18 protein-coding genes and 1 pseudogene are annotated in these 21,270 nt (G+C 52.7%); 10 read left to right on the top strand and 9 right to left on the bottom strand.

Features of this window, described 5'->3' with window-relative positions; all coding sequences use genetic code 11:
* Positions 1 to 89: 89 nt before the first annotated feature.
* From ACRXB1_RS04815 to ACRXB1_RS04785, 7 genes are all read left to right on the top strand, one after another.
* Positions 90 to 734, top strand: coding sequence for a glutathione S-transferase (locus tag ACRXB1_RS04815; RefSeq protein ID WP_449491292.1), 645 nt, complete (start codon positions 90 to 92; stop codon positions 732 to 734).
* Between the two features lie 216 nt (positions 735 to 950).
* On the top strand, positions 951 to 1,340 hold the full coding sequence (locus tag ACRXB1_RS04810) for a tautomerase family protein (RefSeq protein ID WP_449491291.1): 390 nt from the start codon (positions 951 to 953) through the stop codon (positions 1,338 to 1,340).
* 97 nt (positions 1,341 to 1,437) lie between these two features.
* The gene (locus tag ACRXB1_RS04805; RefSeq protein ID WP_449491290.1) at positions 1,438 to 2,250 is read left to right on the top strand and encodes an SDR family NAD(P)-dependent oxidoreductase; all 813 of its coding nucleotides are present in this window, start codon (positions 1,438 to 1,440) and stop codon (positions 2,248 to 2,250) included.
* A gap of 267 nt (positions 2,251 to 2,517) precedes the next feature.
* Positions 2,518 to 3,969, top strand: a complete 1,452-nt coding sequence (locus tag ACRXB1_RS04800; RefSeq protein WP_449491289.1) for a catalase — start codon at positions 2,518 to 2,520, stop codon at positions 3,967 to 3,969.
* A gap of 317 nt (positions 3,970 to 4,286) precedes the next feature.
* Complete coding sequence (locus ACRXB1_RS04795) at positions 4,287 to 4,949, top strand: MFS transporter (RefSeq protein WP_449491288.1); 663 nt, start codon at positions 4,287 to 4,289, stop codon at positions 4,947 to 4,949.
* Positions 4,852 to 5,544 carry an MFS transporter gene (locus tag ACRXB1_RS04790; protein WP_449491287.1) on the top strand — a complete coding sequence of 231 codons (693 nt, stop codon included), beginning with the start codon at positions 4,852 to 4,854 and terminating at the stop codon, positions 5,542 to 5,544. The genes ACRXB1_RS04795 and ACRXB1_RS04790 overlap by 98 nt, the downstream gene beginning before the upstream one ends.
* 415 nt (positions 5,545 to 5,959) lie before the next feature.
* The gene (locus tag ACRXB1_RS04785; RefSeq protein WP_449491302.1) at positions 5,960 to 6,385 is read left to right on the top strand and encodes a DUF3331 domain-containing protein; all 426 of its coding nucleotides are present in this window, start codon (positions 5,960 to 5,962) and stop codon (positions 6,383 to 6,385) included.
* A gap of 280 nt (positions 6,386 to 6,665) precedes the next feature.
* Here the strand turns inward: ACRXB1_RS04785 and ACRXB1_RS04780 are convergent, their stop codons facing one another.
* The 6 genes from ACRXB1_RS04780 to ACRXB1_RS04755 all read right to left on the bottom strand — a co-directional run bounded on the left by ACRXB1_RS04780 (position 6,666) and on the right by ACRXB1_RS04755 (position 13,650).
* Positions 6,666 to 7,325: an SDR family NAD(P)-dependent oxidoreductase gene (locus ACRXB1_RS04780; RefSeq protein WP_449491286.1), complete on the bottom strand. Its 660-nt coding sequence runs from the start codon at positions 7,323 to 7,325 to the stop codon at positions 6,666 to 6,668.
* A 415-nt stretch (positions 7,326 to 7,740) separates the two neighbouring features.
* Positions 7,741 to 8,490, bottom strand: coding sequence for an SDR family NAD(P)-dependent oxidoreductase (locus ACRXB1_RS04775; RefSeq protein WP_449491285.1), 750 nt, complete (start codon positions 8,488 to 8,490; stop codon positions 7,741 to 7,743).
* A 187-nt stretch (positions 8,491 to 8,677) separates the two neighbouring features.
* Complete coding sequence (locus ACRXB1_RS04770; RefSeq protein ID WP_449491284.1) at positions 8,678 to 9,928, bottom strand: CaiB/BaiF CoA transferase family protein; 1,251 nt, start codon at positions 9,926 to 9,928, stop codon at positions 8,678 to 8,680.
* A gap of 370 nt (positions 9,929 to 10,298) precedes the next feature.
* Complete coding sequence (locus ACRXB1_RS04765) at positions 10,299 to 11,207, bottom strand: LysR family transcriptional regulator (protein WP_449491283.1); 909 nt, start codon at positions 11,205 to 11,207, stop codon at positions 10,299 to 10,301.
* Between the two features lie 199 nt (positions 11,208 to 11,406).
* Positions 11,407 to 12,081: an SDR family NAD(P)-dependent oxidoreductase gene (locus tag ACRXB1_RS04760; RefSeq protein ID WP_449491282.1), complete on the bottom strand. Its 675-nt coding sequence runs from the start codon at positions 12,079 to 12,081 to the stop codon at positions 11,407 to 11,409.
* Positions 12,082 to 12,162: 81 nt separating this feature from the next.
* Positions 12,163 to 13,650, bottom strand: coding sequence for an aldehyde dehydrogenase (locus ACRXB1_RS04755; protein ID WP_449491281.1), 1,488 nt, complete (start codon positions 13,648 to 13,650; stop codon positions 12,163 to 12,165).
* Positions 13,651 to 14,140: 490 nt separating this feature from the next.
* Here ACRXB1_RS04755 and ACRXB1_RS04750 point away from each other — a divergent pair, with 490 nt between their 5' ends.
* The 3 genes from ACRXB1_RS04750 to ACRXB1_RS04740 all read left to right on the top strand — a co-directional run bounded on the left by ACRXB1_RS04750 (position 14,141) and on the right by ACRXB1_RS04740 (position 17,729).
* On the top strand, positions 14,141 to 15,337 hold the full coding sequence (locus tag ACRXB1_RS04750; protein WP_449491280.1) for an ABC transporter substrate-binding protein: 1,197 nt from the start codon (positions 14,141 to 14,143) through the stop codon (positions 15,335 to 15,337).
* Between the two features lie 77 nt (positions 15,338 to 15,414).
* Positions 15,415 to 16,245, top strand: coding sequence for an SDR family NAD(P)-dependent oxidoreductase (locus tag ACRXB1_RS04745; protein ID WP_449491279.1), 831 nt, complete (start codon positions 15,415 to 15,417; stop codon positions 16,243 to 16,245).
* A gap of 38 nt (positions 16,246 to 16,283) precedes the next feature.
* Positions 16,284 to 17,729 (top strand): NAD-dependent succinate-semialdehyde dehydrogenase, encoded by a 1,446-nt coding sequence (locus tag ACRXB1_RS04740; protein WP_449491278.1) that lies wholly within the window; start codon positions 16,284 to 16,286, stop codon positions 17,727 to 17,729.
* Between the two features lie 256 nt (positions 17,730 to 17,985).
* Here the strand turns inward: ACRXB1_RS04740 and ACRXB1_RS04735 are convergent, their stop codons facing one another.
* From ACRXB1_RS04735 to ACRXB1_RS04725, 3 genes and pseudogenes are all read right to left on the bottom strand, one after another.
* Positions 17,986 to 18,264, bottom strand: a complete 279-nt coding sequence (locus ACRXB1_RS04735; RefSeq protein WP_449491277.1) for a DUF1330 domain-containing protein — start codon at positions 18,262 to 18,264, stop codon at positions 17,986 to 17,988.
* Positions 18,265 to 18,663: 399 nt separating this feature from the next.
* Positions 18,664 to 19,065, bottom strand: coding sequence for a nuclear transport factor 2 family protein (locus tag ACRXB1_RS04730; RefSeq protein WP_449491276.1), 402 nt, complete (start codon positions 19,063 to 19,065; stop codon positions 18,664 to 18,666).
* A gap of 232 nt (positions 19,066 to 19,297) precedes the next feature.
* Positions 19,298 to 20,649, bottom strand: a pseudogene (locus ACRXB1_RS04725) (IS4 family transposase).
* Positions 20,650 to 21,270: the final 621 nt, after the last annotated feature.

Genomic DNA, 21,270 nt, shown 5'->3' with positions numbered 1-21,270 from the left:
AAAGCGGCGCGCGACGAAGTTACGAAAATGGACATCACTTGCGAATGACGGATTGTTAGTCATCGTCATCCAGCAATAGGGACACCGCCATGTTTTCAGGAATGAGGCTTTATCAATCGAGTGCATCACCGAATTCGCGCCGCGTGCGAATATTCCTTGCTGAAAAAGACCTCGCCATCCCATTTATACCTGTCGATTTAGGAGTGAAGGAGCAGTTTTCAGATGCTTACACTGCGGTCAATTCTCGGCAAGTGGTACCTACGTTAGTTCTTACCAACGGCACTTCGATTGGAGAAGTCCCTGCGATCTGGCGTTATCTTGAGGAGGTTGCGCCGTTGCCCCCGCTGCTCGGAACGGCGCCGCAGGAGAAAGCGCTGATCACAATGTGGGAGAGGCGAATGGAGTTGGAAGGCTTTGCTGCCGTCATGGAGGCTGTGCGCAACACGGCACCTGGACTCGCTGGACGCGCGCTAGCGGGCCCTCACAACTACAATCAAATCCCTGCATTGGTCGAACGAAGCGTAGAGCGAGTCAAAAACTTCTACATTGACCTCAATACGCGTCTTTCGCAGACCCCTTATGTTGCCGGAGCGCAATTCTCTGCTGCTGACATAACAGCGTTTGCGACGATCGACTTCGCGAACGGCGCGCTCAAAATGCCGGTCCCGGAGGAGTACGCCTCGCTCAAGCGTTGGTATGACATAGTCTCTTCCCGGCCAAGCGCCAAAGCATAGTGTGTGATCCACGGAGCCGGCTCATTTAGAGAGACAGAGTAACGCCCGACATAAGTTTAGCCACACCAATCTAAGATGAGCTTACGCTAAAACGTTTGCCCAACATGTCGTTTAGGTCTTCGCGTGATAGCGAGATCACTTACGCCCAGATGCTACCTATCGAATGCGACTTAAGCATCTCTCCGTTATCACGAATTTTTGACCTGAGGCACCACTATGCCATTTCTGAGATTCGACGTAGTTGAGGGGCGAAGCGACAGCGAGCTCGCATCACTAATGGATGCGGGCCACCAAGCGGTACTTTCGGCATTCGAAGTGCCCGCTGGAGACCGATATCAAGTTGTTCATGAGCATAAGAAGTCGAATCTTATATTTGAGGACACTGGCTTAAGAATCGCTCGAACATCGAACGTTGTATTCGTCAGCGTAACGACGAGGCCGCGGCCTGAGGCACAGAAGCAAAAATTTTACGTTGATCTATGTAGCGAACTGGAATCTCGATGTGGAATAAAGTCCAGCGACGTCATCGTGTCGATCACTATAAATTCCGATGCAGATTGGAGCTTCGGGCTGGGCCGAGCACAATTTCTTACTGGAGAGCTTTAGCTGAGCAGCCACCGATCCAATTATTTAAAACTTCAAGACCCGTCGCCGAGGCCCGTCTTCGACTAGGTCCTTCATCGCACCATTTAATGGAGTGAACATGTCACACACGAACTTAGGCACTGCCCTTATTACTGGAGCATCCTCTGGCATTGGTGCGATCTACGCGGAGCGCCTTGCGCAGCGCGGCTACGATGTGATTCTCGTAGCGCGCAACCGTGCCCGCCTTGCTACGCTCGCTGAAAGTATTTCGAACACTACCCGACAATCCGTCCAAGTGATGGTAGTTGACCTCAACGACCGCGTGAGCCTCGGTGAAGTAGAGGCTACGTTGCGTAGCGATACGCGCATCAGCCTGCTCGTCAACAATGCCGGTGTCGGGACGCATAAGCCGCTTCTCGGTAGTGATGTCGAATCAATGACGCGCATGATAGAACTGAACGTCATCGCATTGACCCGTCTCACCTACGCTGCAGTTCCGGGATTTGTCGAGCGGGGGCGTGGGGCCGTAATAAACATTTCCTCTATCGTTAGCATAGCGCCCGAAATTCTAAATGGGGTGTACGGGGGTACGAAGGCATTCGTCCTTGCTTTCAGTCAGTCACTGCACCATGAACTGGCGAATAAAGGTGTGCAAGTTCAAGCGGTGCTGCCAGGCGCAACCGCAACTGAATTCTGGGCGATCGGGGGCCTATCCTTAGAGCATCTTGATGCAAAGATCGTAATGTCGGCAAGGGAGATGGTCGATGCAGCTCTCGTCGGATTCGACAATCTTGAACTTGTCACGATTCCGTCCCTTCACGATCTTAGTCAATGGACAGCGTTTGAAGCGGCGCGGCAATCAATGTCGCCAAATCTGTCAAGCGACCAGGCGGCAGTTAGATACACCAGAACACATAGCTCGGTGAGTTAAAAACACGTTGATTAGCATCATCGTTGCGATTTTTGATCGATACAGTGAATTTGCCCGAGTCAAACTTGGAGTCGCGAGCGGCACGCCTCTCTGAGCAGAGAAACGCGTACGATAGATTTGCGCTCGCCCTTTATGAACTGTGTCACAGAAAAACTGGGGTTTGGGGTCTAGTACTTTGACCTTCCGATCAGTTCCTTTGCTTTTATACTTTAACTGCCACGCCGAAGGCTACCCATCGGCCCGGCCGGTGACTTAAGGAGAAGCTCGATGTCCGACCTCAAAATATCCAACAACTTCACCAACGCAACGGGAGCGCCCGTCACTGACAATGTGAATATCTTGACCGCCGGACGGCGCGGACCCACATTACTTCAGGACGTATGGCTGCTCGAGAAACTCGCACATTTTGATCGGGAAGTTATTCCAGAGCGTCGAATGCATGCCAAAGGAGCAGGTGCTTACGGGACTTTTACGGTTACCAACGATATAACGCGCTATAGCAAGGCCAAGATTTTTGATGGAGTAGGCAGTCAGACGCCTATGTTTGTGAGGTTCTCGACAGTTGCGGGAGAACGCGGTGCCGCCGACGCCGAGCGGGACATTCGTGGCTTTGCAATGAAGTTCTACACCACCGATGGCAACTGGGACATGGTGGGCAACAATACACCGGTCTTTTTCTTCCGTGACCCGCTTCGATTTCCCGATCTCAACCACGCGATAAAGCGGGATCCACGCACTGGAATGCGAAGCCCGGACAGCAATTGGGATTTTTGGAGCCTGCTTCCCGAGGCGTTGCACCAGGTCACTATTGTCATGAGCGACCGAGGCATACCGCGGAGTTTCCGGCACATGCACGGCTTTGGAAGTCATACTTTCAGCATGATCAACTCAGATAACGAAAGACATTGGATAAAATTTCATTTTAGGAGTCGACAAGGTATCGAAAATTTGAGCGATGCAGAAGCCGCAAGTCTCATTGCTGGAGACCGCGAAACTCATCAACGCGACTTGTACGAAAGCATTGAACAAGGCGACTTCCCCCGTTGGATTATGTTCATTCAAGTGATGAGCGAAAATCAAGCCAAACATTTTCGCTTCAATCCTTTTGATGTGACTAAAGTCTGGCCTAAGGCCGAATTTCCACTTATTGAAGTGGGGCACTTTGATCTAAATCGGAATCCGGATAATTTTTTCGCGGAAGTCGAACAAGCGGCGTTCTCTCCTGCGAACATTGTGCCGGGAATAGGTTTTTCTCCTGATAAGATGCTTCAAGCGCGCCTTTTTTCATACGGCGATGCACAGCGCTATCGGCTGGGCGTCAACTTTAACCATATTCCGGTGAATGCGCCGCAATGCCCGTATCGAAGCTTCCATCGGGACGGATCAATGCGAGCTGACGGAAATTTGGGAGGAACGCCTTCTTACTTTCCTAATAGTCATAACGAGTGGATCGATCGGCCCGATCTCAACGAATTACCACTAGAGATCGATGGCCCTGCGGATCATTGGGACCATCGCGTGGACGATGATCATTACCAGCAACCAGGTGATTTGTTCCGGATCATGGGCGCAGACCAACGCAAGGCGTTATTTGACAATACTGCACGGCAAATATCAGGGGTGGCCAGACATATTCAGGAGCGGCATATTGCGAATTGTACGAAGGCAGATCCGGCGTATGGATCCGGCATAGCGGCCGCTCTGGAGAGTTTGGGTTAGCACTTCCTGTAAATAGAACGTGGCGTAAATGAATGTCGCCAACGCGTAACGTTTTGGGTAATGCTGTCGCCTAACCAATCGCGCTGAATCAGTAGATTTATCGCATAGACTTCATTGCGAAGGACGGGGCCTACGCGCAAAGGGCCGAGATTTAGAAATGTGTCGCGTATCTTGCCGCTACTAGGGTGATTCGCGCTAATTCTTTGTCTTTTTGTGTGCCCCGTCGGCTGGAAAGTCGGAACGTGGATCCCGTCTTGACAAGTTGGCGGACACTTTTCAGGCAAGGAAACTTGTGTTATCCAAATTCGGGAGAGCATGTGAGACATTCGATACTTTCAAAAGCCGAGGCTCGTGAATTTCGGCATGGCTGGCCGGCCCTGCTTGCCGCGACGATTGGATGCTTCGCTGGCCTGACGACCATACCGTTCTATAGTCTTGGAAGCTTCATCACGCCACTGCAGACAGCGTTCGGTTGGGGACGCGGCGAGATTTCGTCTTCGTTTTTGTATCTTACGTTGGTCCTTGCCCTGACGTCGCCCTTGCTTGGATATCTAATCGATCGTCTTGGTGTTCGCACAATATCGTTGATATCCATACCGTTGCTTTCTCTGGTTCTCTTTTCTATCAGCCGCTTCCAAGGGTCTATCGGCTTGTTTCATTCGCTTTATGCGTTGGCAGCGTTGATCGGCGGAGGTGCCACCCCTATTGCATATAGCCGCACGATCAACGCGAACTTCAATGCCGCGCGCGGATTAGCACTCGGAATCTCCCTGGCGGGGATGGGCCTCGCAGCGGTGCTGTTACCTTCACTCCTCTCAGTGGTGATTCGCGACCATGGCTGGCGGGCGGGCGGGATATCAGCTTATCGCAGCGTTAACTTTAATGCCATGGCCTTTCGTTCTTTTTTGTATCAAGGACAAAGCATCCGCCGCCATACCGGACACCGGCCCAAGTTTTACGCGGAGCGAAGTGCTGCGTAATCAACTGTTTTGGACAATGAGCTTCGCGTTTGCAGCCTCTGCACTCGCCGTTTCCGCTCTCGTCGTACACATGACGCCTTTGTTACACGACGCTGGTCTGGGAATGGCTGCAGTGGCAAAGATTGTATCGTCCATTGGGCTTGGAGTTCTTGGTGGCCGCATTGTTGTCGGGTATTTGATCGATCGATTCTTTGCACCTTACGTTGCTGCCGTCCTATTCGCAGCAACAGCGCTAGGCTGCACGTTGCTGCTTCTTTCAGGTGTGAGCGTCGCGCCTTTTGCTGGGATGCTTATGGGATTGTCACTCGGCGCAGAAGTGGACCTCATTGCTTATATGACCTCCCGGTATTTTGGAATGCGTAGATATGGTTTTGTCTATGCAGTCTCCTATTCTATCTATGCAATTGGAGCATCTTCAGGGCCGACGCTTGCGGGAATTTCGTTTGACAAAACTCATAGCTACAACAGCGTCTTAGTGGGTGCAACGATCCTGCTGATTGGTGCCGCGGTCGCAATGCTTCGAATGCCACGTTTTGAAGAAATTTTAGGCGGTAGTCTTGTTGACGCGATCGAGCAGACGGTCGTACGCGCATAGTGTAAGAGATGACGAAGCTAGTAAGGTGATTTCCCGATTTCACAAGTCCGAGCGTCAAAGGGTTAATAGTGCTCAGTGATATCGCCTAACGGGCATCAACTGAGCTCTTTGGAAAAATCACTCCGATTTAATCTTTGGTTGTCATTTTTTACTCCTCCGTACCGATACGACGCGGGCATCGAGATAGGCCCGTTGAACGGCCACTGTAGTCCGAGACCCTATGAAGGTATTTCTTCGCTGGCGCTGCAGGATGGACATCGCAGTAACACACTAGCGCGGCCGTCTAAAGCCATTTGGTAAAACCTTGAGGTTTTCAAAACCAATCGTAACCTTTTTTCATTTAGTTTTACTTATTATTAAATCTTCTCAGCAGCTTATTAGCTGGGTCCTTGCCGCTAATTGTTTGAGAACTAACATGTCGATTAAATCCGGAGCCGCTTGGGCGCAGACTATTTGCTTGCTTGGGATCTATTCGATTCGTCCAGAGAACCGACGCGGACGCAGGCGAGGGTCGTCGTTCGCGATGGAACCCGGTCATGACGTGCATCACTCCGGCTCGGTTTCTGTGAGACTGATCGAGCTCCCGAGCGCCACGACAGCCATCATCGCGTGGAGTGATCCAACCTCGTGTTGTTATGGAGCTCAGGTATGGCGCCAAGGCGTTGCACCTCGCACGGGGGTCTGCGCAGCGACTGGCCGTCCAATATTTCGAGGCGATGTAGTTTATAGGCCACGGGCAGGTCAACCAGCACCTGCGAACTCAAAGGCCATGATTCTATCGACAGTCTTGTACGGGATTGCGATCGCTGAAGGGCTATTGCCGCCTAAACCAAGCCTATAAATCACGGCCTTAAATCGATTCTATTGAAGGTCGATACCGGTGCGTTTGCTTGGGATTACGACCAACCGCTTGCTGTTCTATTTGCAAGAGATTGATGACGTTGGAGCGAGTCTTCGAATCTTCGGTCGATTTGGTCTTGTTGATTAACACTATCGGATATAACGGCAACCAATCTGTTTGCGCTCTACTTTCTTCGACGGCCCGTCGCTGCGGGCGACGTGGTCGGCTTTATCGCCTTTCAGCCGCCAAGAGTACATCGGCGACATACGGATGGAGCGGTCTACATAGTACTGCCTGAGGTCCAACCACCGTCAAAAGAAAGGATTTGGCCGTAAGAGAAGTCGCTTTCAGGGCCTGCGAGGAACAATACTGACTGGGCTAACTGGCGCCCAGGCGCAAGTTGGCCTCCCGGGCACTCCGAAAGCCGGATCCGAAACTCTTCCGTTGCACGATAGTCTTCGGGCCAATAGGTCAGGTTGTCGACGTATGTTTGAGCAGTTGCGTTGATATGAACGTGAGGTGCGACTTCCATTGCTACGTTCCTCATATACCCGAACTGTGCTCCACGCGCAGCTCCGTAAATGGACACACCGCCTTTTCGGCCTCGCAAAGGAGTCGCGCTGCCTACAACAACGATTTTTCCCTGTTTACGTTCTAGCATCTGCGGCAAGACGGCGCGCGTAAGCCGGTGGAGTGGATAGACGATCCGTTGCATCGCCAGTTCCATATCAGCGTCAGTCTTCTCGACTGCGGGAGCGTACTTATGCGGGTATGCCAGATTCGCGATCAGTATATCAACACGTCCGACCTCTTTAATAAGATCATCAGCCGCGTGCGGAATCGTTAGATCTCGTGATTCTGCAAACACTTCTGCTCCTTCCTCTTCGAATAATTGGACGATATCCGCACCGTTGTATTCCTTGCAATCGGTCACGATCACGCGTTTTCCTGCTAGCCGTCCAGTCATTTTGATGTCTCCCTACATTGTCGTTGAACGCCGCGCTGTATGGACTTGCGGGCAGCGGCGGGCAAACCCGGACGATTCGACTTCCGGGATCTAGAGCGCGGAGCTTTCAGCTAACATTCGATGCGGTTAGTCGATTTTATCCGCGTTATAAAGATATACGCTTCTCTCGCCTTACCGACCAAGACTTTCTCTGCCGTCGCGCGATGCTTTTCGAGCATCGAAACATTCAAACACCGTATCACCGCGGTTCCACGATTTATGGAATTATGTATCGGGCAGGATGAATCGACGGGTCGAGGATGATGCGATTACTGTGCCCCGAGAGTCAATCGCAAATGCCCCTGATGACCCGTCATTGGAGAGTATCAGTCATGTTCTCGAATGCAATTTACATCGCGGTCTTCCCACCGTTTACCCCGATCACCTGTCCGATTAAAAATTTCGATTTCACTGAAGCCAGGAAGAGAATAGCATCGGCGATCTCTGCTGGGGTACCAACTCGCTTGGCTGGAATGCCAGCTTGCAGCGCCAGCTTCCGCTCGGGACTTCCCGCAAAGCGATCGAGCATTTCGGTCTCTACCGGACCCGGAGCGACAGCGTTCACGCGAACACCAAAGGGCGCCGCCTCTAGTGCCGCTGCCTTCGTAAACCCCTCGACGGCATGCTTGCTGGCGACATACATAGAAACGTTCGGTGCACCTCGACTTCCGAGTGTTGACGAAACGTTAATGATGCTTCCGCTCTCCTGCGGCAGCATGACGCGGAGTTCGTGTTTAAGACATAAAAACGTGCCGAAGACATTGGTGTCGAAGGCGGCCACATAGGCTTCCGCTGTTTGTTCGACAATGGGACCGCTAACACCTTCTGTCCCTGCGTTGTTGACCGCAACGTCCAGGCGTCCGAAACGCTTTACCCCGAAATCGATTAACTCACGGACTTCGTCTTCGTCGCGTACATCCGCGCTCACGAATTCTGCTTCAGTTCCCGGATATGCACTTAACTCGGTGACCAGCGCATTGCCTGCGTCAGGCCGGCGCCCCGAAACAACAATCAATGAGCCCTCACGAGCAAACGCCAAAGCAGTAGCCCGGCCAATGCCCGTCAGCGCGCCCGTTATTAGTACCACAGGTTTAATCACGGTTTATCCTGTTCAATAGCAACGATTAAGTGACGTATGCAGAATGAGATGCAGCGGAAGCCATCGCAAGTTGAGACAGCGTCTCCTCCTTTTCTGGCCTGCTCGTCCAGTAAGGGCTTAGCTTTTGGTCGACCGTCCGACCTGCGCTCGGAGCCGAACATGTGGGTTCGTAAGCTTTATCAGGAGGCTAACGTTCTTCGACTAACTTGCCGCCCCCTGCCGGCGCATCAACCCGCTCGTGAGCGGCCCCGCCCTTGAGTGCCTTGCTTTTGCTGTCTAATCTGGCCGACTTACCCTGACGCGACGGAAGTGAACGTATCTCCCCTGGCGTACGCGAGAAACGGACCGGAATGTTCAACATTCGTACAGTACCTTCTGTGGGGTGTTCCTTCTCAACAAAAAAGTTGGTTTTTACGAGGTGCGGATCCTGCATTAAGTCTTCTAAGGACATCACGGCCGCTACCGGAATATCCGCCGGTTCAAGGACACGGAGCCAATAATCTGTTGCCCTTTCAGCGACAATATCTGCAAGCATTCCGTACAGCGCGTCGAAGTTCCTGCTTCGTGATTTCGCACTTTTAAATCGCCCGTCCTCAGCTAGTTCAGGACGTCCCGCGATCGCGAAGAAGCGGTCCCACTGCGCATCTGTGTATGGAAGCAAGCTGATAAACCCATCCTGCGTCTTATAAGGACGGCGGTGAGGCGACAAAACACGTCCGTACCCCATTGGACCCAGCGGCGGCTTGAAAGCTTGACCGCCTAGATGCTCGATTAGTGCAAAAGACACAAGCGTTTCAAACATCGGTACTTCGATCGACTGCCCGCGACCTGACTTTTCGCGCTCATAGAGCGCCATAGGAATGGAATAGGCTAGTGTGAGCCCGGCGACTTTATCCGCAATGATTGTATTAACGTAAGCGGGTGCACCGGTGTTGCGACCTTGGAGAGCCGCAATACCGCTCATGGCTTGTATTATGTCGTCGAAGGCTGGCTTCTCCGCATACGGACCGTCCTGACCGAACCCAACGGCCGAACAGTAAATCAGACGGACATTTCCACTCGATAGGGACGTATAGTCCAAGCCAAGTTTTCGAAGCGCTCGAGGGCGCACATTGGAGACAAATACATCGGCGTCCGCAATAAGACTCTTCAACTCCGATAGGTCAGCTGGGTCTTTGAGGTCAAGAGTGATGCTCGTTTTGTTACGGTTTAAGCTCATGTAAATGGCGCCCATACCGTTCGAGCTTGCCGGTTCGGCATAGCGAAATACATCACCCTCGGGTGCCTCAATCTTCAAAATCTCGGCGCCCATGTCGCCCAGAATTTGCGTTGCATAGGGTCCCATACCGACTGACGTCAAATCGACGACCTTGACGCCGTTTAATGGGCCGTATGCCTGTTCGAGGGCTACCGAAACCTTATCTGCTGAGATTTTCATGAGTTGCAATTTCCAGAGGAGCGCATGTTCTTCGAATAATCTTGGGCCTTTCCCGCGGCTCCAACAAGCCACTTAATGTCATAGATTCATCACCTGGATGAATAAGTCCGCGTCTTCGCCATGCCCATAGAAAATCGTGCTTCTCTGTCGCCTTTATAAAATTCCATAGTAATGATATCCAGACAGATGACAGCAAAGATACCAAATTGTGCTTGCTAGTCTTTCGTTCGAATACAACGCATATGAACGGCCCGCTTGCCCGACCAAGAGTCGGCGCTAAGCGGTTTCGCCGTGCAGATAAAAGGCCTAGTTCGGTTGTGTTTAGGTTGAAGTGGTTCAGATACACTTAATAACAATGTCTCACGCGGTATTACGCTTGATTATCGATCTTCGGCAAGCTCTCTTTGAGGATTTGGATAAACTTCGATGCCGCAGTAGACGAGCGTGCATTGCTGCGGCGGATAAGCGAGAGAGTGCGACTATGTTTTTTACCAGGACGAATTGGCACAGTCTTTATGCCGAAGTCCTTACTGTACTTTGCAGCGTATTCTGGCACCACGGCAACGCCCACGCCAGCCCGAACAAGCCCGAGCAAGGAGGTCAGCGCACCGGCTTCGATCATGGGCTCAAATTCCAGATTTTCTTTAGTCATTATCTGCTGCACGACCCGGCCCATGTTGTTATCGACTCGAAGCATTATCAGATTCTCTTCCGCGATGCTTGCCCACGTAACCGCACCTCCTCCAGCGAGACTATGCGACGGATGGCAAGCAAGGCAGAGCTTATCAAGATAGACCGGCTCAACCAGGAGCTTCTCATGCTTTTCATCTATAGCGACAACGGCGAAATCGACCTTCCCATTCACCACGTATTCAATGGCAAGATTTGTGGAGATTTCGTGAATCTCGATTCGTACGCCGGGATACAGTCGCCGATACTCTCCGATAGCATCACACAGCAGCGAATAGACAATCATGGGCGCGGCCGCGATGCTAACGGTTCCCTTGCGGATAGATGTTAGATCAGATAGGCTCCGCGCCGCAGCATCGAGGGTACCAAGCAGTTCCAATGCGAATCCGTATAGGTCATCCGCACCGTCCTTTGGCTCAAAGCTGCGCGTGGTTCTTTCGAACAGTGGGAAGCCCACCTCCTCCTCCATCTCCGAACACAACTTGCTGACCGCCGACTGCGTCATGTGCAATGCCTGAGCCGTAGCAGTAAAACTTTGCAGCTCGTAAAGCTTTACGAAGACCTTCAATTGCCTAAAAGTCAGATTCATATTTCCCTCGAGCCACCGTGTCTGGCCACGCATAACGCAGCACGAAGTACCATCGGGCGATTGTATGCGATGGATAACGCCAAGGATTGACTTCGCTGTAGTAAATGCGAAGTTATCTCACCGCGAGACATTGGACTAACGTGAATGGCGGGTGGCGAGTTAGAACACGATTCCTCTGTCCACTAAGTCCGACAGCCGTCTAAACTGTCCAACCCCCAGCAAAAGGAATAGTTTGGCCGTAGAAAAAGTTGCTTTCAGGCCCTGCGAGAAACAGCACGGTTTGGGCGCACTCGCGCATCGTCGCAAGCCGGCCTGCAGGGCATTCTGCTAACCGCGATCTAAAATCATCGGTCTGTTGATATTCCGGAGGAAAATATGTGGGATTGTCTACGTATGTCTGTGCTGTGGCATTTATATTTACGTGGGGAGCGACCTCGAGCGCCACATTTCGCATGTACGCTAATTGCGCACCTCGCGCTGCTGCGTATAGCGCGACCCCGCCCGATCGTCCTCGCAAAGCCGATGCGCTGCCAGTCACTACTATCTTGCCACTTTTTCGCTCCAACATTTGTGGGAGCACTGCTCTTACTAAGCGATGCAGCGGGTAATAAATCGCCTCCATCGTGCGAGCCATCTCCTCGTCATTTCGGTCCACAGCGGGTCCGAACTCGAACGGAACGGCTAGGTTTGCTATGAGGATGTCGACACGACCTACTGACCGCACGAGGTCTTCGGCAGCGTTCACTACCGATAGATCGTCGTTAGCAGCGATAACCTCTGCTCCCTCCTCGCGAAAAAGCTCCACGATTGCTGGACCGCTATATTGCGTAGCGTCAGTGACAATTACTCGTCTGCCTTCTAATCGATTGCTCACGACTGTCTCCAGTTTAAATTTATGACAACGGTCAACGTGTAGAACTAAACGGTCAAGTCACGCCGATTTAAAGGACCAGCGTCAAACTTTCATCATGAACGGATCCGATATATCTTCGCCTAGTTCACACCAAACGCTTTTTGTTTGCAGGTACTGATTGACAGCCTCGATACCGTTCTGCCGCCCTAAGCCACTTGCCTTCATACCTCCAAACGGCGAACTGTATGACATCGCTCGATAAGTATTGATCCAAATCGTCCCTGCTTTTATTCGCCGGGCTAGCGAGTGAGCTCGCTTAATATCGCGTGTCCAAATACCCGCACCCAAGCCGTATGGAGTGTCGTTCGCCATCGCGACTACCTCCTCAAAGTCGTTAAAGGGGGTAATTGCAAGCACTGGGCCAAAGACTTCGTTCTGCATTAACTCACTCGAAGCCGAAACGTTCTGTATGATCGTCGGTTTGAAAAAAAGTCCGTTCGGGTGGCCTGCTACTTCCCCACGCTCACCGCCACAAAGTACTTCAGCGCCTGACTCGCGTGCGCGGCCAACCATATCGCGATTTTTTTTGAACTGGGCAGCCGTGGCTATAGGACCCATTTCAGTTTGTTGTTCCATTGGATCGCCCAAGCGAATATTTTGCGTGCGCGTCACCAACCGTCCGACTAGCTCGTCATAAATTGATGTGTGTATGTAGGCACGACTTCCAGCAATACAGGTTTGTCCAGCTGCTGCGAAAATTCCAGCAAGGATTCCCGTCTCAGCTTGAGCCAGATCCACGTCACCAAAGACGATATTAGGGCTTTTTCCGCCAAGCTCAAGCGTGCATCCGACCAACCTTCCTCCAGCTCGCGCGCCAATTGCGCGACCGGCCTGGTCGCTTCCGGTGAAGCAAATCTTCTTAATTAGCGGATGATCAACCAGCGCCTCGCCCACCTCTCGCATGCCTGTAATTACGTTGATCACGCCTGGAGGAAATCCCGCCTCGTCTGCAAGCTTGGCCAATTCGATTGCTGATGCGGAGGTCACTTCTGAAGGCTTGATCAAAACAGTGTTGCCCGCCGCGAGCGCCGGTGCGATGGACATTACGGTCAAGAAAATCGGCGAGTTCCATGGAACGATCGCGGCGACGACGCCCAGTGGCTCCCTCAAGGTGTAGTTAAGAACGCTCATCTGGCTTATCGGAATAACGGCGCCCTCGATCTTGTCAGATAAGCCGCCGTAGTAATACATCCACCCCTGAGTGGCGCGAATTTGCGCGGTTACCTCAAGATGAAGCCTTCCGTTTTGCGCGGTATCCAAGGCCGCTAGACGCTCTGCATGTTGCTCAATAAGATCTCCGAGTTTCATCATTAGACGACCACGGGCGCTGTGCGACAACCTTGACCATTGGCCTTTAAATGCTATGTCTGCAGCGATCGTCGCATCATTTACATCTGCAGCTGCAGACAGTTGGAACTCTCCCCAAGGCAGCCCCGAGGTAGGATTTGTCGAGGTAAATGTCTGTCCCGACTGTGACAGAACTTCCTTGCCGCCGTAATAGTTGGGGAACTGTTTAGTTGTCGTAGTCATCCCGTTTGCCATCCAATTCATCGCCAAAGAGGGGTGCATCCAATGAGGGCGCCCTGCGTACGCGCGTCGCTCCATGCCGGTCGTCCGCTCTAGACATTTTGTTCTTATCCATATATTCCGACTATCTACTTTTTGTGATAGTTTTATTCCACTTTGAGATAAATTTGAAATCTGGCCGCTCAAAATGTGGTTTTACGTGTCTTGAATTAAAAGTCGTTTCAACAAAGCGCCGGCTAAGTCATTCCAAATAGTGATTGATCTATGACAACAACTCCATTGCCGGAGCTCGTAAAGCGACTCATCATCCTCGCAACGTGTGGTTAATCCACCCTGCAGAAGACGGTCATCGACGTATCAGTCGGGATCGCAACGCTCGGCACTATCGCCGTTGGAATGTTCGCGCATCTACTTTCAGAAAGTCTCAGCGAATCAAAACACTTTAATAACGAGGGCGCATCAAATCGCGCCCCGCAAAAATAACGGAGACGACGTGAACAGAATCATTCTTACGCTTACACTTGCGGTTCTCATTTTTCAAGCGTCGATAGCCCAGGCAGCATCGAATGACAAGGTTGTTATCGGCTTTATCACTGACATGTCAGGCCTTTATGCAGACAAAGAAGGGAAAAATGGCGCGCTTGCGATACGCATGGCGATCGACGACTTTGGAGGAAAAGTCAACGGCTCGCCAATTGAGTTACTGACGGCAGATCACCAAAACAAAGCCGATATTGCCGCTTCAAGGGCCCGGGAATGGATCGATACCCGCGGCATCACACTCTTGCTGGGGGGAACCAACTCGGCCGCCGATTTGGCTATGTCCAAAGTCGCCCTTGATAGAAAACGAGTCTTTATAACTAGCGGCGGAAGCGCTTCGACCTTAACAAACGAGGAGTGCAGCCCTTACACCGTTCAATATGACATTGATACAGCTGGTATGGCAAAAGGGCTAGCCAACGCCTTACTCGATCAAGGCTACAAGAAGTGGTACTTCCTCACCGCGGACTACGCGTTTGGAAGAGCGTTACAGGGCGATGCTAGCAAAGCGATTGCCAGTCGAGGCGGTACGGTAGTCGGCGCAGTTCGTCATCCCATCAACGCCAGCGATTTTTCATCATACCTTCTCCAGGCGCAAGCTTCGAAAGCACAGGTCCTTGCCCTCGCGGACGCAGGTGGAGATTTCGTTAACGCTGCCAAAGCCGCCAAAGAATTCTCAATTGGGAAATCCATGAAGGTGGTCGGTATGTTGGTTTTTAACGACGACATCCACAGTCTTGGTTTGCAGAATACCGAAGGGCTGATAGTCACAGCGACGTGGGATTGGAACATCGATGATAAGACGCGTGCTTTTGGGAAACGGTTCTTCGCCGCGACTGGGCGGATGCCGACCTCCGTCCAGGCGGCTGACTACTCCGCGACAACGACCTATTTGAAAGCCGTACAGGCATTGAAGTCAACAGAGGCCGATCAAGTAATGGCATATCTGAAAAAGACACCCATCGATGATTTTTACGGTCGTGGGTTCATTCGCGCCGACGGTCGCTTTGTACACGATCTCTACCTTCTTGAAGTCAAATCGCCTGCTGATTCAAAGGCTCCGTGGGACTATTTTAAGGTTTTGAAAAAATTGGATGGCACAGAGAACGGCATCACCAAGGCGGAAAGCAAGTGTAAGTTGTGGCGTTAATAAACCGGCTAGATCTGCAACGCACCCCATTCGCTTGCCCTGCACCATTGAAGCTGTAAACTGAGGGAGAAATAGCTATGAAATCGCTTAAAGGAAAGGCTGCCGTTGTGACAGGCGCGGGCAGTGGAATCGGGCGAGCTATCGCTTTGTCATTAGCGCAAGTTGGTACTCGCATTGTCGTTGCGGACATACGCGCTGAAGCGGCAGCGTCCGTAGCGTCTGAAGTTAGAGCTCTGGGCGTTGAGGCTATATCCTGTGAAACGGACGTCGCGAATCACTCATCAGTACAGGCGCTCGCCGATGCGGCGTTCAGCAAATTCGGATCGGTCGATATTCTCTGCAATAACGCCGGTGTGTCATGGCGTCCATTTCGTACGGTACTTGAGGCAACCATGGCGGATTGGCAATTCTTGTTAGGCGTGAATCTATGGGGCGTAGTGCACGGCCTAGACGCGTTTTTGCCGCGAATGCGTAACCAAGCAGGCGAAAAGCATATCGTCAATACCGCGTCGATCGCTGCCATGTTGCCGCTTGCTGGGCACACGCCGTATAGCGCTTCGAAAGCTGCGGTTGCCTCTATATCCGAAGCTATCGCGGAGGAGTTAGCGCCAGAAGGTTTCGGCGTATCGATACTTTGCCCTGGATTCGTCAATACGAACATTACGCAAAATGGGGACACCTTGCGACCGTCTCAAGAACGATCGACGGCACGCGTCTTCACGCCGTATGAAAATCCGCTCTTGAAAACCCTAGCCATGAAAGCCATTGAGCCCGAACAGGTGGGCCTAATGGTGAGGAACGCGATTCTCGAAGGAACTCTGTACGTCCATACACAATCAGTGCCACGTGCAATTGTAGAAAAGCGCATGACAACGTTATTTGGCGAGACGCCGCAATCGGTTAGCTAGCGTCTGCTGCATATTTCCTCATTTACCTCACTCACATCATGACGCTTCCAAATTACCCCAACACGAAATTGTACATTGACGGCATCTGGCAGGATGGCACTCAAGGCAGGACATTGGACGTTCTAAACCCTGCCACGGACGAAGCAATCGGTACCGTTGCATGTGCCGATCTCAATGATCTTGACAGAGCACTGGCTGCCGCAGAACGTGGTTTCGCTATCTGGCGTGCGACCCCTGCGTTTGAGCGCAGCGCGATCATGCGACGTGCCGCGACGTTATTACGTGAACGCGCCGAGCGTATTTCACTATGGCTTACGCAAGAGCAAGGGAAGCCTCTTACCGAAGCGAAAACCGAGCTTTCGCTCGCGGCTGGGTTGATCGATTGGTTTGCCGAAGAAGGATTCCGCGTTTATGGCCGCATTGTCCCAACGCGGAATAATCTCGTTCAGCAGCTCGTTGTCCGGGACCCAGTTGGACCGGTTGCGGCCTTCACCCCATGGAACTTCCCAATTAATCAGGTTGTCAGAAAATTGGCGGCTGCTTTGTCCACCGGCTGCTCCATTATCATCAAAGCCCCGGAGGAGACTCCCGCGGCCCCTGCAGAGCTCGTTCGTGCATTCGTCGATGCTGGCATGCCTCCCGGCGTTATCGGCCTTGTTTATGGTGACCCGGCAGCGATTTCGACGTATCTCATCACGCATCCGATCATACGAAAAGTGACTTTTACCGGCTCGACAATAGTCGGCAAGCAGCTTGCCTCGCTGGCTGGCAAGCATATGAAGCGAGTGACCATGGAATTGGGAGGGCATGCACCGTTCATCGTTACCGACGATGCAGATTTAGATGTGGCGCTGGACGCGGCCGTTGCAGGCAAATTTCGCAATGCAGGGCAAGTCTGCATCTCTCCCACTCGATTTCTGGTACAGCGAAATGTGGCTACTGAATTTGGCCTGGAATTCGCGAGCCGGGCGAGCAAGCTTCGGGTCGGTGACGGCCTCGCAGACGGAACACAAGTCGGCGCGCTTGCGAACTCTCGGCGCATCGCCGCAATGGGTGAGCTGACACGCGACGCAATAGAACGAGGGGCCACATTAAGCGCCGGAGGCGAGCGCATCGGGAACATTGGTAATCTCTGGCGACCTACCGTATTGACAAACGTAACGCGCGAAGCTCGAGTATTCAATGAAGAACCGTTCGGGCCTCTGGCTGCAATTCAACCATTCGACACCCTTGAAGACGCAATTAAAGAGGCATGCCGGCTTCCATATGGTCTCGCCGGGTATGCCTTCACAAGTTCGCTGCGAAACACGCGCATGCTTACCCAAGGCGTCGAAGTCGGCATGTTGTGGATTAACCAGACCGCCGCGACTTGGCCAGAGCTACCGTTTTCAGGTGTGAAAGACTCAGGGTATGGATCAGAAGGTGGCCCCGAAGCGATGGACGCCTATTTGAACTCCAGAACGGTGTCAGTGATGCAAGTGTGACGACGGAGCCCTGTAGCGGGGCTGGCCGGGAGCGTCCCCCTCCGATTGCTTCGCAAACACCCGTTAGCGACACGCCCAAGCGTTGAAATCAACACGTGATAGCTGGTAATGCACTTTGGCGCGAGATCTATACCTACGAAGCAATCACGCGCTACTTCCGAAGCATCTTACCGAATGAAGGCAGCCGCTCGTATGCGCATCTCAGTCGTCGCACTCGACTTCATGCGGAACGCGATTTGCGTCCAGCATGACGCCCTTATCCCAAGAGGCTAAACCGGCTATCGATGCCAACCTCTCGGTCCGCCAGAAGGGCTTGATAATCTGACGAGTTGTAGAAGTCCAGCGCTTTTTGCCGATCATCGAATTGGATGATCGCGCCATTGGCGAACTTCTCGTCGCCGTACAACATGGTTAGTGGTCCGCCTGCAATGAAACTGCCACCAAACGATTTCAGAATGGGTGCTGCTGCTGTCGAATACCGATTCTTCGCCTCGGTGTCGCGGACAGTTAGTTCGACAATGATATAAGCGCTCATGGATGTCTCAAAGTTTAATGTAGGCTTACTCACCTACGGAACAGGGGCAGACGGGTCGACGGGTCGACACTCGTGCGGTGCGTAACAGTGTCAACCGAGCCGCAGATTTGAAGGGAGCGATATGCGGGGTCGATCTAAGTTCTTATGCTGATAGGAACTGTAACGAAGAATTCGGTGAGCGAACAAGACTTATTAAGCTCCGGCCCATACCTCCGAAGCATGACTAGCTAGGCCGGTGACTTGACAGGTACCCGGTCAGCGGAAAATATCCAATCGAGAAAGGTAAAACCGCTTAAAAATCAGCGCGATGCCGTCGTCGATCACTTGCGCAGATAGGACGCTCCCCTCGAATCCTTGGCAATATTCCAAGTGGCTCGCCCGGCAAAGTGCCTGGTACGATCAAGTTGGAAAGCTCGTCCCGAACATTGGGAGGCCGCTCGCCGATTCCAACTTAGTGGCCTCGTCCTGGAGAACGTCCCAGTGCTCTACAAGCTTTCCATCATCCATACGGATGATATCAGCAGCGATCCAAGCTTTAGGCCGACCGTTTCCAGAGAACCGGCCATGCGCGATAACCAATTCACCCTCGGCAACTAGCAACTGCGCCTCATATTTCAGAGATTCTGGCAGTGTACGAATAAGATTGAAGAGGCCTTCCCGGCCTGATGCAATGTGAGCACTATGCTGGATATATTCCGAAGACCAAAAACGCTCCGCCGCAGCATAGTCTCGTTTATTAAATAAAGTGTCGAAAGCCTCTAATACGATCTTTTTATGTTGCTCAGGAGTAAGTTTGTTCATTTTGCCCTCAGTCGATGTTGACTCGTCAAGATCATCAGAACACTAAACGCCGAGCAAGTCCGTTAGATAAACGATCAAAGCTACTTTGGTCGCATCATCGGCGCCCTACGCTTGTGCCACTAAACCGAAAAATTCGATGGCCCGGTGCGCGAGCTATTGCTGATATCTACCGGTGCCGTGCCTACCAAGCGTAACCGCAAATTAAATTGCGTGCTTCGATAGACCCATTCCCTTATACAAAAATGTCGTCACCATCGTCGTCGCGTAAGAGGCGCAATGTTTTTGCAGCGACATGAACTTCTCTGAGGCCGAGCCAGATGGTCTTTGCTCCGGGTTCGCCATCGCCCTTGCGGCCAAGGAAACCTCCCAGGCGCGGGATCAGTCGCAATACTTCGTTGAGCTTCGGTTGGGCCGGCGCTCGGGTTTTCGTGAGCAGGTAGGCGGGGCGAACTTCATCGGGATCGAAGAGCAAGTGCGCGTCCAGATCCGGGCAGGTTCGTGCAAGCCGCATCAAATAAGCCACTCGCCAAGCCACCACCAGAAACAGCGCTAACGCGCGCTCGAGCCGTTCGATCGTGCCCAACTGAAGCGCCTCGACACGGCACGCGTTCTTCAGGATGTTGAACAAGATTTCCTCTTCCCAGCGCGCTCGATACCAATCGATCAGTTCGACTGCCTCCTCCACCGTGCTGGCCGTGCGATTGGTCAACAGACGCCATTTGATCGGCTTAACGCCCGCTGGCGCATCAAACTCGCGCGCGACCAGGCACGTCGCAGCGATGCACTTGCCTATGCCCGCGGGCAACTTCACGCGTTGCACCCACAGGTGCTGGCGCACCGTGCGTGCTTTGACGCCATGGCGCGAGGCCATCGTGAAGGCGATCTGTCCGATGGCTTCGCCCTGGCTCGTGCGCTCCCACAGCTTGTCTCCCTCCGGCAGGCAGCGATTATGAGCGGCTCGTACCAACCAGTCGGCCGGTGTGCCCAGCTCCTGCGCTCGCAACATCAGCGACATCAGATCCGCTTCGCGGTCAGCCACATACACCAAACGCGTGGAGGGCAGGCTCGGCGCCATCTCGGCAATGCGTTCATAGCCCTCGATCCAGCGCACACTCTCCTTGAGTCCGCCGCGCTTGCCGGATTCGTCCTTCTTCTCGCGCGCGCCCACATCCACGCATCCAGAATGCCCAACGGCTCGCGCTGCGGCGTGACCGCGTAGGTCGGATGCAGATACATGCCCCGCTGGGCTTCATAGCTCAGTGGCCCGAGTCCGATCGGGCCTTGTCCGTTGAAATCCAGTTCCGTCGTGTCCTGCACGCAGAGCACGACACGATGGGCCTGCGTGCGCTCCTGCGTCTGCTGCCAATGCGGCTTCAAAATCGCATGCCATTCGACCTTGTCGTTGTCGAAGAAGCGGTACGCCGCCATCGTCTCGCGCCAGCCCTGGCATGCCTTGGGCACGCTGGCCATCGGGTCGGCCGCCATTCTTTCCATCAAAAGCCTCGCTCGCTTGTTCAGGCGCGCATCGCCCAGCTCGAGTTGTTTGAATTCCGTATGGGTCCAGAGCGTCGATTCGGTGACCAATGCGTGCACTCAAAAAGCAAGAGTAAACGCGATCCGCTGATGTTCACAAGCGCAGCGCTACGTCATTGAAAGTAAACGCGTTCTTCCGCGCACGACGCCTTGTGCGATGAGATGTGTATAACCGGATGCGTTAGACCCTCCTTGCGTATCGAGCACCATAAAAGAGCTAACCATAACGCCGTCGACAGCAGACATGAGCGACGAACAAACGCACAAACATTCAAATGATCAAACGCGTAATCGATGTCGCTGAAAACCAATCGAAAGACTGTGTGATCTCGTAGGTTGTAACGGTAAAAACTTGAGCAAACCGACCATGTCGTAAGCGCAATCTGGTTTTTGCTCTAACTAATTTTCCATTTGGACCAAGCAATTGCAGGCAATGATAGACGAGCCGTCAAATCAGGTTATATGCCTAACAGGCTGCTGAAATATCAGGCGTTGATGCGTTCGGGTGCATTACGACGGATGCTGGGGGTCGCACTTTTGAAACGCGGAAGACGTTTGCAGGCATTCCACGTTGCTCGCGGGTTCACGATATCCGTGTTACGCCATTGCTTATTGCCCCTCAGCCCGCAAGTGTGCGCATACGCGTCAAGTTGTAGCCGACCTGCGTCAGCA

This window comes from Caballeronia sp. M23-90 (assembly GCF_053574605.1).
The sequence above is the reverse complement of the archived record's forward strand: the minus strand, read 5'-3'. Positions and strand labels throughout refer to the sequence as shown.